6 protein-coding genes and 2 rRNA genes are annotated in these 13,748 nt (G+C 59.6%); 7 read left to right on the top strand and 1 reads right to left on the bottom strand.

Annotated elements, in window-relative coordinates; translation table 11 throughout:
- Positions 1-6: 6 nt before the first annotated feature.
- Both pstA and pstB read left to right on the top strand, forming a co-directional pair.
- Positions 7-1,365 (top strand): phosphate ABC transporter permease PstA, encoded by a 1,359-nt coding sequence (pstA, locus tag RN347_RS10860; protein WP_263586774.1) that lies wholly within the window; start codon positions 7-9, stop codon positions 1,363-1,365.
- A gap of 84 nt (positions 1,366-1,449) precedes the next feature.
- Positions 1,450-2,259 carry a phosphate ABC transporter ATP-binding protein PstB gene (gene pstB / locus RN347_RS10855; protein ID WP_252109181.1) on the top strand — a complete coding sequence of 270 codons (810 nt, stop codon included), beginning with the start codon at positions 1,450-1,452 and terminating at the stop codon, positions 2,257-2,259.
- Positions 2,260-2,334: 75 nt separating this feature from the next.
- Here the strand turns inward: pstB and RN347_RS10850 are convergent, their stop codons facing one another.
- Positions 2,335-3,522, bottom strand: a complete 1,188-nt coding sequence (locus RN347_RS10850) for an acetyl-CoA C-acyltransferase (RefSeq protein WP_311958235.1) — start codon at positions 3,520-3,522, stop codon at positions 2,335-2,337.
- 387 nt (positions 3,523-3,909) lie between these two features.
- On the opposite strand from RN347_RS10850, the gene RN347_RS10845 reads away from it, so the two are divergent.
- From RN347_RS10845 to RN347_RS10825, 5 genes are all read left to right on the top strand, one after another.
- Positions 3,910-5,586 (top strand): AMP-binding protein, encoded by a 1,677-nt coding sequence (locus tag RN347_RS10845; protein WP_311958234.1) that lies wholly within the window; start codon positions 3,910-3,912, stop codon positions 5,584-5,586.
- A gap of 15 nt (positions 5,587-5,601) precedes the next feature.
- Positions 5,602-6,369: an SDR family NAD(P)-dependent oxidoreductase gene (locus RN347_RS10840; RefSeq protein ID WP_311958233.1), complete on the top strand. Its 768-nt coding sequence runs from the start codon at positions 5,602-5,604 to the stop codon at positions 6,367-6,369.
- Positions 6,370-6,561: 192 nt separating this feature from the next.
- A complete protein-coding gene (locus RN347_RS10835; RefSeq protein WP_311958232.1) occupies positions 6,562-8,370 on the top strand; it encodes an acyl-CoA dehydrogenase C-terminal domain-containing protein in 1,809 nt (602 codons plus the stop codon).
- A 552-nt stretch (positions 8,371-8,922) separates the two neighbouring features.
- Positions 8,923-10,457 (top strand): 16S ribosomal RNA (locus RN347_RS10830).
- A 334-nt stretch (positions 10,458-10,791) separates the two neighbouring features.
- Positions 10,792-13,680, top strand: a 23S ribosomal RNA gene (locus tag RN347_RS10825).
- The 16S and 23S rRNA genes sit together here, the layout of an rRNA operon.
- Positions 13,681-13,748 lie beyond the last annotated feature (68 nt).

Below are 13,748 nucleotides of genomic sequence, written 5' to 3'. Positions count from 1 at the left end.
ATGCCCATGTCCCTAACGATTGAGCAGCGCCGCCAGCATCGCCTCGAAACGATCGAGAAGTCGCTTTCCAAGCGTCACCGCAAGGAGAACACGTTCCGTCGGCTGGGGCTGGTGGCGGTACTGACCGGCATGACCCTGGTGGCCATTCTGTTCGCCAGCATCCTGAGCAAGGGCATTCCCGCCTTCTGGCAGGCCACGCTCTATACCGAGGTGACGTTTGATCCGGACGTCATCGACCTTCCGCCCAAACCCGAGCGCGAAGCGGGCGAGAGCCAGTTCGCCTTCGATGAGCGCATGACCCAGTGGCTGACTCAGGCAGGGCTGGTGAACTGGCAGTCGTTGATCGATACCTCGCTTGAGCAGGCCCTGGGCGAAGAGGTCGAGCCACGAGCGCTTCGCGACCTGCGCGCGCTGGTCGCCTCCGGCGAGCGCTACGCGCTGCGCGACCGCTTCACCGAGGACCCCTCGCTTTTAGGTGAAACGGTGTCGCTCAAGATGCTCGCCAGCGCCGACGTCGACGTGTGGGTGAAGGGCAACATCGACCGGGACCTGCCGGATGCGCGCCTGCAGTTGAGCCCGCAGTCCCGCGCCTGGGTCGATGTACTGCAAGAGCAGGACGTACTGCGTCAGTCCTTTAGCACGTCGCTATTCATGAATACCGACTCGCGAAGCTCGCTCGCCTCGGCAGGGCTTGCCGGTGCCTTCATGGGGTCGCTGTTCATGATGATGGTGGTGATTTCGCTGTCGGTACCGCTGGGGGTATCGAGCGCGATCTATCTCGAGGAGTTCGCGCCCAAAAATCGCCTGACCGATCTCATCGAGATCAACATCAACAACCTGGCCGCGGTACCGTCGATCGTCTTCGGCTTGCTGGGCGCCTCGATCTTCATTGGCTACCTGCGCCTGCCGCTGTCGGCGCCGCTGGTCGGGGGCCTGGTGCTCACGCTGATGACGCTGCCGACGATCATCATCGCCACGCGCGCATCATTACGTTCGATTCCGCCGTCGATTCGCCAGGCCGCGCTGGGTATTGGCGCCTCGCGCGTGCAAACGGTGTTTCACCACGTGCTGCCGCTGGCACTGCCGGGCATTCTCACTGGCTCGATTCTGGGCGTGGCCCAGGCGCTGGGCGAAACGGCGCCGCTTTTGCTGATCGGCATGAACGCGTTCGTGGCCAACGTGCCGGGCTCGCCGATGGATCAGTCTACGGCGCTACCGGTGCAAATCTATCTGTGGCAGGGTAACGAGCTGCGCAATTTCTTCGAGGCGCGCACGTCCGCGGCGATCATCGTGCTGTTGGGCCTGATGCTCAGCCTGAACGCGCTGGCCATCTGGCTGCGTAAAAAATTCGAAACGAGGTGGTAAGTGGATACTTCTACGCACTCTTCTGCGAGCTCTTCTGCGAATTCCGAGTCGACGAATGCCGGGGCGCGCGCACCATCCGGCGCCATGTCCAGCGTCAGCGTCGGCAACGGTGAAAACCGCGTCAGCAAGGCAACAGACAAGGTCAAGCTCAAGGCCGAAGGCGTCAACGTTTTCTACGGCGATACCCAGGCGATCAATGGCATCGATCTGGATATTTACGAAAACGAAGTGCTGGCCTTTATCGGTCCCTCGGGCTGCGGCAAGTCGACGTTTCTGCGCTGTTTGAACCGCATGAACGACACCATCGACATCTGCCGTGTCGAGGGCAAGATCACCCTCGATGAGCGCGATATCTACGCGCCGGATCGCGACGTGGTGCTGCTGCGCGCTCAGGTCGGCATCGTGTTTCAAAAGCCCAACCCGTTCCCGAAGTCGATCTACGAGAACATCGCCTACGGGCCGCGCCTTCATGGGCTTGCCAAGCGCAAGGCGGAACTCGATGACATCGTCGAGAGCAGCCTGCGCCGCGCCGGGCTGTGGGACGAGGTCAAGGATCGGTTGGACAAGCCCGGCACCGGGCTCTCCGGCGGCCAGCAGCAGCGCCTTTGTATCGCGCGCACCGTGGCGGTAAGCCCGGACGTGATCCTGATGGACGAGCCGTGTTCGGCGCTCGACCCCATCGCCACGGCGAAAGTGGAGCAGCTGATCGACGAGCTCAGCGAGAGCTACACCATCGTCATGGTGACTCACAATATGCAGCAGGCCGCGCGCGTGGCCGACCGTACCGCGTTTTTCCACATGGGCGATCTTGCCGAGGTCGACACCACCGACAACATCTTCACCAACCCCCAGGATCAGCGCACCCACGACTACATCACCGGGCGCTTTGGCTAAACACTGCCGCTGTTTGGGTCAATAAAAACCCGCATCGAGTCGATGCGGGTTTTTTTCGTGAAAGCTGCCTGATGATCAATCGATCAGCTCGACTGCCACCGCCGTGGCTTCGCCGCCGCCGATGCACAGACTCGCCACCCCACGCTTGCCGCCGGTCGTGCGCAGCGCGTGGATCAGTGTCGCGATGATGCGCGAGCCGGTCGAACCCACCGGGTGGCCCTGGGCGCAGGCGCCGCCGAAGACGTTCACTTTGGCGTAATCCAGGCCCAAATCGTCGATCGCCATGAGCGTGACTACCGCGAACGCCTCGTTGATCTCGAAAAGGTCGACGTCATCCACGCTCCAGCCGACCTTTTTCAATAGCGACTCGATCGCCCCCACCGGAGCGATGGTGAACTCGCTCGGGTGGCGCGAGTGGGTGGCGTGGCCGAGCATGCGCGCCAGAGGCTTCACTTTCATGCGCTCGGCGCCTTCGCGGCTTGCCATGATCAGCGCCGACGCGCCGTCGGAAATCGAGCTTGCGTTCGCCGCGGTGATGGTGCCGTCCTTGGCGAATGCCGGGCGCAGGGTACGGATCTTGTCGAGGCGGGCCTGAAAGGGCTGCTCGTCCTTATCGACTACGCTCTCGCCCTGGCGGGTGGTGACCGTCACCGGCGCCATCTCGGCATCCAGAGAGCCGTCTTCATTGGCCTTCATCGCCCGCTCGAGCGAGGCGATAGCAAAGTCATCCAAACGTTCGCGGGTGTAGCCGCGAGCGCTTGCGATCTCCTGAGCGAATACCCCCATCAGCTTGCCGGTTTCGGCATCCTCCAGGCCGTCATAAAACATGTGGTCCTTGAGCTCACCGTGGCCCAGCCGGTAGCCGCTGCGCGCTTTGGTGAGAAGGTGCGGGGCGTTGGACATCGACTCCATCCCGCCGGCCAGCATCACCGAGTTCGTGCCCGCCTTGATCAGATCATGACACAGCATTGCCGCCTTCATCCCCGAGCCACACAGCTTGTTGATGGTGGTGGCGCCGATCGCATCGGGAATGCCGGCCTGGCGCATGGCCTGACGGGCAGGGCCTTGCTTGACGCCGGCGGGCAGCACGCAGCCAAGAATGCCCTCCTCGATGGCGTCCGGGGCGATGGCGCACCGCTCTAACGCGGCGCGAATGGCGACCGCCGCCAGTGCCGGCGCGCTTTGGCTTGCAAGGCTGCCGCTCATCCCGCCCATCGGCGTACGGGTGGCGGATAGAAAGACGATGTCGTTGGCGCTGCTCATGGGAAGTCTCCTGATGGCATTGTTATAAAGACGGCTATAAAGACGGTTGTTAAGACGGCTATCAAGACGATTGTAAAAACGATTGTAAAAACGACTCCAAAAACCACTGATACGGCTGTTGTAGTGATGGTAGCCGTTGAAAAGTATCGCGATGAACAGGTGGCCGCAGCACAAGGCTCACCGTTGGGCGCGACCAACGTCTAACGCCGTTGTAGCGCCGCTCGCTTGCGCTGGCCCGGCAATCCTTTTAGCGTTAGCCAAAGGGCAAGTTTCCGTTAACGTAAACCAATGCCTGCGGAATGCAAGTCTCTTGTTGCACGCTCGATCCCATAGCTTGACCGAATAGCTCGATTCAATAGCTCGATTTAATAACAACAGAGAGCCGCCATGACTCACACTGCTTCACTTCCCGCCTATGCCGACTATCTCGAGCGCTTCTCGACTGACGCCGTGATCGAAGGTCTCGATACGCACAAGGATGGCAAGCTCAACGCGTTCGAGGCGTGCTGCGCGCGCCATCTTGAACAGGGGCGCGGCGAGACGCTGGCGCTGGTACACGAAGATACTCATCAGCAGGTGCATACGCTCACCTATCGCGAGCTCGACGCCGAAAGTGCGCGGCTGGCCGGCTGGCTACGCGACCAGGGCTTGAAAGAGGGTGACCGCATCGCCTGTATGCTGCCGCGTTCCAAGGCGCTGCTGGTGGCCGTGGTGGCGACCTGGCGCATCGGCGCGGTGTATCAGCCGCTTTTTACTGCTTTTGGGCCGGACGCGGTGGAATACCGTTTGAGCCGCGCCGATACCCAGCTGGTCATCACCGATCACGCCAACCGGCACAAGTTCGACGGCATCGAGCGCTGCCCGCCGGTGCTGGCCGTCGGTGGCCCAACGGATGAGCACTCGGCGGATCTCGATTGGCAAACGGCGCTGGCGCACGCGCCCATGAGCGACGCGCCGCCGCGGCTCGACCCTCAGGCGCCGTTTCTACAGATGTTTACCTCCGGCACCGTGGGCAAGCCCAAGGGTGTGGCGGTGCCGCTCAAGGCGATGGCGGCGTTCGCGCTTTATATGGAGCTTGCGGTGGATCTAAAGCGCGAGGACCGTTTCTGGAACATGGCCGACCCGGGCTGGGCTTACGGGCTTTATTACGCCATCGCCGGGCCGCTGCTACTGGGTGCAACCACGCACTTCTGCGAGGCGGGCTTCAGCGCCGAAGGGGCGCTTGCGTTCATGAAGCGTCATGACATCACCAACTTCGCCGCCGCACCCACCGCCTACCGGCTGATGAAGGCATCAAGCCTGTTCGATGACGCCCATCAGAGTCTCAATCTTCGCGCGGCGAGCTCGGCGGGGGAGCCGCTCAATACCGAGGTCGTTAACTGGGTCGAGAAAGCTTTGGGCTGCGCGGTGATGGATCACTACGGCCAGACCGAAACCGGCATGACCTGCAACTGCCACCACGGCCTCGATCACCCCAAACACGTGGGCGGCATGGGCGTGCCGCTACCGGGTTACCGGCTGGCGATTCTCGACGCCGAGTACAACGAGCTTCCGCCGGGTGAGCCCGGGGTGCTCGCGGTGGATATCGACCACTCCCCCGTGCATTTCTTCCAGGGCTACACCTGGCAGGAGAAGAACCCGTTCGTGAACGGCTACTACCTGACCGGCGACGTCGTGATCAAAAACGAGGACGGCAGCTTTCAGTTCGCCGGGCGCGACGACGATATCATCACCACCGCGGGCTATCGGGTCGGCCCGACCGATGTCGAAAACAGCGTCATGACGCACCCCGGCGTGGCAGAGTCGGCGGCGGTAGGCAAGCCTGACGAGATTCGCGGCGAGATCATCAAATCGTTCGTGGTACTGCGCGAAGGCTTCGAGCCGACTGAAGCGCTGGCCGAAGAGATCCGCACGCTGGTGCGCGAGCGCCTGTCGACTCACGCGTTTCCGCGCGAGATCGAGTTCGTCGACGAGCTGCCAAAAACCCCCAGCGGCAAGATTCAACGTTTCAAACTGCGCGCTCAGGCGAGCGCCACGTTTGATAATCCCGGCAAAGGGCTTTGATAAAAGGGCTTTAATATGGAAATAAATCAGCGCGCATTTCTGATCACCGGCGCCGCCTCCGGGCTCGGCGCGGCGACCGCCGAGCGGCTTTTGAGCCTTGGCGCAAGCGTGTTGCTGTGCGATGTGAGCGAGCGCGTGCATGAGCAGGCTAAAGCGCTCGGCGAGCGCGCCCGCGCCATGACCGCAGACATCACCTCGAGTGAACAGATGGAGAAGGTGATCGACGCGGCGGTCGAGCTCGGCGGCGAGCAGGGCCTGGCCGGCGTGGTGCACTGCGCCGGGGTGGTGAGCGTGGCCAAGCTGGTCGACCGCGAAGGCCATCCGGCGGATCTCGACGCTTACGCTAAAACGGTTCAGATCAACCTGGTCGGCACCTTCAACGTGATGCGCCTGGCCGCCGCGGCGATGGCGAAGAATGCGCCAACGGCGTCCGGCGAGCGCGGAGTGATCGTCAATACCGCCTCGGTGGCCGCTTTCGACGGCCAGGTGGGGCAGTGCGCCTACAGCGCCTCCAAGGCTGGGGTGGTCGGCATGAGCCTGCCCGCTGCCCGCGAGCTTTCGCGCCACGCGGTGCGCGTCATGGCCATCGCGCCAGGGGTGTTCGAAACGCCGATGATGAGCGAGATTCCGCGTGATACCTATGATGCTCTGGTTGCCGCCGTGCCGTTTCCCAAGCGCCTTGGCCGCGCCGACGAGTTTGCCCAATTGGCCGAGCAGATCATCACCAACCCGATGCTTAACGGCGAGGTAATTCGCCTGGATGGCGGTATTCGCATGCAGTGAGCACGAACCGTTTGCGCCCGCGTTATCTCAAAACGGGCAAGTGACCGTTCGCTATTCGACTAAAGAGTGCGTGTAAGTAGCGGTCAAATTCAAACGCCTGCTTGACGGGCGTGCGGCGTCGCGCTAGTTTCAAACAATCGTTTGAAAGCCGCCTTTTTCTATGGCTTTCGGCCACGGTTGAGGAGACCCGCGATGCCCAGCTACCAAGCCCCCCTGCGTGATCTGCGTTTCGTCATGGACGAAATGCTCGACTACCCCGCGCACTACGCCGCGATCGGCAAAGGCGACGACGCCTCATCGGACGTGGTCGGCGCCATTCTGGAGGAGGGCGGGCGCTTCGCCCGTGAGGTGCTGCTACCGCTCAACCAGATCGGCGATGCCGAGGGCTGTACGCGGCTGGAAAACGGCGATGTCAAGGCGCCGGATGGCTTTCGTGCGGCGTACCTGCAGTACGTCGAAGGCGGCTGGCCCGGACTCTCCGCCGAGGTTGAGCACGGCGGCCAGGGACTTCCGCCGTCGCTTGCCATGGCGCTCTCGGAAATGATCTGTGCCAGCAACCTGGCCTGGGGAATGTATCCCGGACTTTCTCACGGCGCCGTCGACGCGCTGCGCCACCACGGTACCGGCGAGCAGAAATCCACCTATCTCAGCAAACTGGTCGAGGGCGTCTGGACCGGGACGATGTGCCTGACCGAGCCCCACTGCGGCACGGACCTTGGCTTGATCAAGACCCGCGCCGTACCGGCAGAGGGCGGCGCTTATACCGTGACCGGCACCAAAATCTTCATCTCCGCCGGCGAGCACGATCTTGCCGAGAACATCGTGCATCTCGTACTGGCGAAGCTGCCGGACGCCCCGGAAGGCTCGAAAGGCATTTCGCTTTTCCTTGTGCCCAAGTTCCTGCCGAACGCCGAGGGCAACGTCGGCGAGCGTAACGGCGTGGTGTGTGGCTCGCTCGAGCATAAGATGGGCATTCACGGCAACGCCACCTGCGTGATGAACTTCGACGGCGCCACGGGTTATTTGGTCGGCCCGCCCCACAAGGGCCTTGCCTGCATGTTCACCATGATGAACGCCGCGCGCCTCGGCGTCGGTATTCAGGGGCTTGGGTTGATCGAGGCGAGCTTCCAGAACTCGCTCGCCTACGCCCGCGACCGGCTGCAGATGCGCGGGCTCTCCGGCAAGCAAGCCCCGGAAAAGCCCGCCGACCCGATCATTGTGCATCCCGACGTGCGTCGGATGCTGCTGACCCAGAAAGCCTTCGCCGAAGGTGGGCGCATGCTGGTGCTGTACGCGGCGCAGCTGCTCGACCAAGTGGAGCACGCAGCACCGGGTGACGAGCGCGAGCGTGCCGATACGCTGCTGGGGCTTTTGACGCCGATCGTAAAGGCGTTCTTGACCGAGGTGGGATTCGAAAGCACCAACGAAGGTGTTCAAATCTTTGGTGGTCACGGCTTCATCAAGGAGTGGGGGATGGAGCAGCTGGTGCGCGACGCGCGCATCACGCGTCTTTATGAAGGCACCACCGGCATTCAGGCCCTCGATTTGCTGGGCCGTAAGGTGCTGATGAGCCAGGGCGAGTCGCTGAAGGTCTTTACCAAAGAGATTCACAGATTCTGTAAGACCGAAGCCGATAACCCGGCGCTCAAGGAGTTCATCGAGCCGCTTGCCAAACTCAACGCCGAGTGGGGCGAGCTCACCATGGGCGTGGGCATGAAAGCCATGCAGGACCGCGAAGAAGTGGGCGCCGCCAGTGTCGACTATCTGATGTACTCGGGCTATGTGGCGCTGGCTTATCTGTTCGCCCGCGCCGTCAAGAGCGCGGCGACCGGGCTCAACGGTGACGAGAAGGCGTTCTATCAGGCGAAGATCGACACCGCCCGCTTTTACTATCAGCGCCTGCTTCCGCGCACCCGGGCTCACGCCCAAATGATTCAGGCCGGGGCGGCAAGCCTGATGGCGATATCGAGCGAAGACTTCGGTCTGGGCTTCGAAATCTAACGCCAACTATCAGGCGATAACTGATTACCTTCTTGCCGGCAGTTCGATCTGCCGGCTTTTTGTTTTTGCCTGCTTCTTATAGTGTTTTGTTTGGCTCGCTGAACTTTTTGCACAAACCGCTTGCACTCGCCCGACCAAATCCGTAAAGTACGCATCCGCTGCCGGGGACGGACAACGTTTCCAGCGGTGGATGAAGGTGAAAACCTTCGGTTTGTCAGGAAGTTAGAGCAATGTTCGATTGGTTTGAACGGCTCGCTTCACTCGCTGAAATCAGCGGTTGACAAATTCACCGGAATGCGTAGAATACGCCTTCCTCGACGGGCAAGCGGTTCAGGTCATCGAACGGTTCGTCGAAAGCTCTTTAACAATTTGATCAGGCAATTCATGTGGGCGTTTGCCGATGAGGGTGACAAGTCACCTTATATCAAGGCAGACGAACACAGCGATACCTTTCGAGGTATCACGGTAAATTCGTTTGAACCTTGAGCCAGGATTGATTCGCCTCTGCGTCATGTCTTCGTATGTGGGGCAGGCAAGAATCACACTGATTTTAAACTGAAGAGTTTGATCATGGCTCAGATTGAACGCTGGCGGCAGGCTTAACACATGCAAGTCGAGCGGCAGCACGGGAAGCTTGCTTCCTGGTGGCGAGCGGCGGACGGGTGAGTAATGCATGGGAATCCACCCGATAGTGGGGGATAACCTGGGGAAACCCAGGCTAATACCGCATACGTCCTACGGGAGAAAGGGGGCTTCGGCTCCCGCTATCGGACGAGCCCATGTCGGATTAGCTAGCTGGTGAGGTAACGGCTCACCAGGGCGACGATCCGTAGCTGGTCTGAGAGGATGATCAGCCACATCGGGACTGAGACACGGCCCGAACTCCTACGGGAGGCAGCAGTGGGGAATATTGGACAATGGGCGCAAGCCTGATCCAGCCATGCCGCGTGTGTGAAGAAGGCCCTCGGGTTGTAAAGCACTTTCAGTGGGGAAGAAGGCCTGCCGGTTAATACCCGTCAGGAAGGACATCACCCACAGAAGAAGCACCGGCTAACTCCGTGCCAGCAGCCGCGGTAATACGGAGGGTGCAAGCGTTAATCGGAATTACTGGGCGTAAAGCGCGCGTAGGTGGCTTGACAAGCCGGTTGTGAAAGCCCCGGGCTCAACCTGGGAACGGCATCCGGAACTGTCAGGCTAGAGTGCAGGAGAGGAAGGTGGAATTCCCGGTGTAGCGGTGAAATGCGTAGAGATCGGGAGGAATACCAGTGGCGAAGGCGGCCTTCTGGACTGACACTGACACTGAGGTGCGAAAGCGTGGGTAGCAAACAGGATTAGATACCCTGGTAGTCCACGCCGTAAACGATGTCGACCAGCCGTTGGGTGCCTTGTGCACCTTGTGGCGAAGTTAACGCGATAAGTCGACCGCCTGGGGAGTACGGCCGCAAGGTTAAAACTCAAATGAATTGACGGGGGCCCGCACAAGCGGTGGAGCATGTGGTTTAATTCGATGCAACGCGAAGAACCTTACCTGCTCTTGACATCCTGCGAACCCGGAAGAGATTCCGGGGTGCCTTCGGGAACGCAGAGACAGGTGCTGCATGGCTGTCGTCAGCTCGTGTTGTGAAATGTTGGGTTAAGTCCCGTAACGAGCGCAACCCTTGTCCCTATTTGCCAGCGCGTAATGGCGGGAACTCTAGGGAGACTGCCGGTGACAAACCGGAGGAAGGTGGGGACGACGTCAAGTCATCATGGCCCTTACGAGCAGGGCTACACACGTGCTACAATGGCCGGTACAAAGGGCAGCGAACTCGCGAGAGCAAGCGAATCCCGAAAAGCCGGTCTCAGTCCGGATCGGAGTCTGCAACTCGACTCCGTGAAGTCGGAATCGCTAGTAATCGTGGATCAGAATGCCACGGTGAATACGTTCCCGGGCCTTGTACACACCGCCCGTCACACCATGGGAGTGGACTGCACCAGAAGTGGTTAGCTTAACCCTCGGGAAAGCGATCACCACGGTGTGGTTCATGACTGGGGTGAAGTCGTAACAAGGTAGCCGTAGGGGAACCTGCGGCTGGATCACCTCCTTAAACGATGCGTCATCCTCGCGGTAAACGTCCACAATGAATTGCCTGATCGAATGCTGTTGATGAGCAGTGACAAGCGCTGTGTTTTCACACACTGAAAGAAAAATCCCTTGGGTATTTTGGGTCTTTTTTCCAACGTGAAGAACGCTTGTCACTGCTTATGGCAGTCGCTCTTTAACAATGTATATCATGCTGACAGTATCGAATGACGATACGGTGACATGAGCTTCGGCTCCTGTAATCGTGACGTGATCTCGATACGCAATTGTTTTGTGATACGTCTCAAGCGTATCCGGCAATCGTTGTCATTGCGGGCCCGGACTCCTTCGGGTTATAGGGTCAAGCAATGAAGCGCACACGGTGGATGCCTAGGCAGCCAGAGGCGATGAAAGACGTGGAAGCCTGCGATAAGGTTCGGTGAGGTGGCAAACGACCTGTGACCCGAACATTTCTGAATGGGGAAACCCACCGACCACAAGGTCGGTATCGTATCCTGAATACATAGGGATACGAGGCGAACCGGGGGAACTGAAACATCTAAGTACCCCGAGGAAAAGAAATCAACCGAGATTCCCCCAGTAGCGGCGAGCGAACGGGGACCAGCCCTTAAGTTGTGCAATCGATAGGCGAACAGTCTGGGAAGTCTGACCATAGCGGGTGATAGTCCCGTAGCCGAAATCCGAGCACAGTGAAATCGAGTAGGTCGGGGCACGAGAAACCCTGATTGAAGACGGGGGGACCATCCTCCAAGGCTAAATACTCCTGGCTGACCGATAGTGAACCAGTACCGTGAGGGAAAGGCGAAAAGAACCCCGGCGAGGGGAGTGAAATAGATCCTGAAACCGTGTGCGTACAAGCAGTGGGAGCAGACTTGTTCTGTGACTGCGTACCTTTTGTATAATGGGTCAGCGACTTATATTCAGTGGCGAGCTTAACCGAATAGGGGAGGCGTAGAGAAATCGAGTCTTAACTGGGCGACCAGTCGCTGGATATAGACCCGAAACCGGGCGATCTATCCATGAGCAGGGTGAAGGTTGAGTAACATCAACTGGAGGCCCGAACCAGGATCTGTTGAAAAAGATTTGGATGACTTGTGGATCGGAGTGAAAGGCTAATCAAGCCCGGAGATAGCTGGTTCTCCTCGAAAGCTATTTAGGTAGCGCCTCACGTATCACCACCGGGGGTAGAGCACTGTTTCGGCTAGGGGGTCATCCCGACTTACCAACCCGAGGCAAACTCCGAATACCGGTGAGTGCAGCGTGGGAGACACACGGCGGGTGCTAACGTCCGTCGTGAAAAGGGAAACAACCCGGACCGTCAGCTAAGGTCCCCAAATCCTGGTTAAGTGGGAAACGATGTGGGAAGGCTCAGACAGCCAGGAGGTTGGCTTAGAAGCAGCCATCCTTTAAAGAAAGCGTAATAGCTCACTGGTCGAGTCGGCCTGCGCGGAAGATGTAACGGGGCTAAACCAGGTACCGAAGCTACGGGTTCATCCTCTGGATGAGCGGTAGAGGAGCGTCGTGTACGCCGATGAAGGTGGATCGAGAGGTCTGCTGGAGGTATCACGAGTGCGAATGCTGACATGAGTAACGATAAGGGGAGTGAAAAACTCCCCCGCCGGAAGACCAAGGGTTTCTGTTCGATGCTAATCAGAGCAGAGTGAGTCGGCCCCTAAGGCGAGGCCGAAAGGCGTAGTCGATGGGAAACGGGTCAATATTCCCGTACCGGACATGATTGCGATGGGGGGACGGAGAAGGCTAGGTGAGCCGGGCGCTGGTTGTCCCGGTGAAAGCAGGTAGGCTGAACGCTCAGGCAAATCCGGGCGTTCAAGGCCGAGATGCGAGACGAACTGACCACGGTCAGGAAGTCACTGATGCCACGCTTCCAGGAAAAGCCTCTAAGCTTCAGATCATGTGCGACCGTACCCCAAACCGACACAGGTGGTCAGGGTGAGAATCCCAAGGCGCTTGAGAGAACTCGGGTGAAGGAACTAGGCAAAATGGTGCCGTAACTTCGGGAGAAGGCACGCCGGCGTAGGGTAGAGGGACTTGCTCCCCGAGCCCGAACCGGCCGAAGATACCAGGTGGCTGCAACTGTTTAGTAAAAACACAGCACTCTGCCAACGCGCAAGCGGACGTATAGGGTGTGACGCCTGCCCGGTGCCGGAAGGTTAAGTGATGGTGTTAGCCCTCGGGCGAAGCTCCTGATCGAAGCCCCGGTAAACGGCGGCCGTAACTATAACGGTCCTAAGGTAGCGAAATTCCTTGTCGGGTAAGTTCCGACCTGCACGAATGGCGTAATGATGGCCACGCTGTCTCCACCCGAGACTCAGTGAAATTGAAATCGCCGTGAAGATGCGGTGTACCCGCGGCTAGACGGAAAGACCCCGTGAACCTTTACTATAGCTTCACACTGGATACTGATGTTGCCTGTGTAGGATAGCCGGGAGGCTAGGAACTCCGGACGCCAGTTCGGAGGGAGCCACCCTTGAAATACCGGCCTGGCATCATTGGTGTTCTCACTCCGACCCGTTATCCGGGTCGAGGACAGTGTGTGGTGGGTAGTTTGACTGGGGCGGTCTCCTCCCAAAGAGTAACGGAGGAGCACGAAGGTACCCTCAGCACGGTCGGACATCGTGCAATGAGTGCAAGAGCATAAGGGTGCTTGACTGCGAGACAGACACGTCGAGCAGGTGCGAAAGCAGGTTCTAGTGATCCGGTGGTTCTGTATGGAAGGGCCATCGCTCAACGGATAAAAGGTACTCCGGGGATAACAGGCTGATACCGCCCAAGAGTTCACATCGACGGCGGTGTTTGGCACCTCGATGTCGGCTCATCACATCCTGGGGCTGAAGTCGGTCCCAAGGGTATGGCTGTTCGCCATTTAAAGTGGTACGCGAGCTGGGTTTAGAACGTCGTGAGACAGTTCGGTCCCTATCTGCCGTGGGCGTTGGATGTTTGAGAAGGGCTGCTCCTAGTACGAGAGGACCGGAGTGGACGCACCTCTGGTGTTCCGGTTGTCACGCCAGTGGCATTGCCGGGTAGCTATGTGCGGACGGGATAACCGCTGAAAGCATCTAAGCGGGAAGCCCCCTTCAAGATGAGACATCCCCGAGGCCTCGAGCCTCCTGAAGGGCCCAGCGAGACCAGCTGGTTGATAGGCACGGTGTGGACGCACCGCAAGGTGTTGAGCTAACGTGTACTAATGGCCCGTGAGGCTTGACCCTATAACACCCAAGGGGTTCGGCCCGCAGTGACAACGAAGCAATAACCGGATACGCACGAACATGAAGCG

Origin of the sequence: Halomonas sp. PAMB 3264 (assembly GCF_031954245.1) — a bacterium.
In the GTDB taxonomy this organism is placed as follows: domain Bacteria; phylum Pseudomonadota; class Gammaproteobacteria; order Pseudomonadales; family Halomonadaceae; genus Vreelandella.
This window is presented reverse-complemented; position numbering and strand designations above follow the sequence as displayed.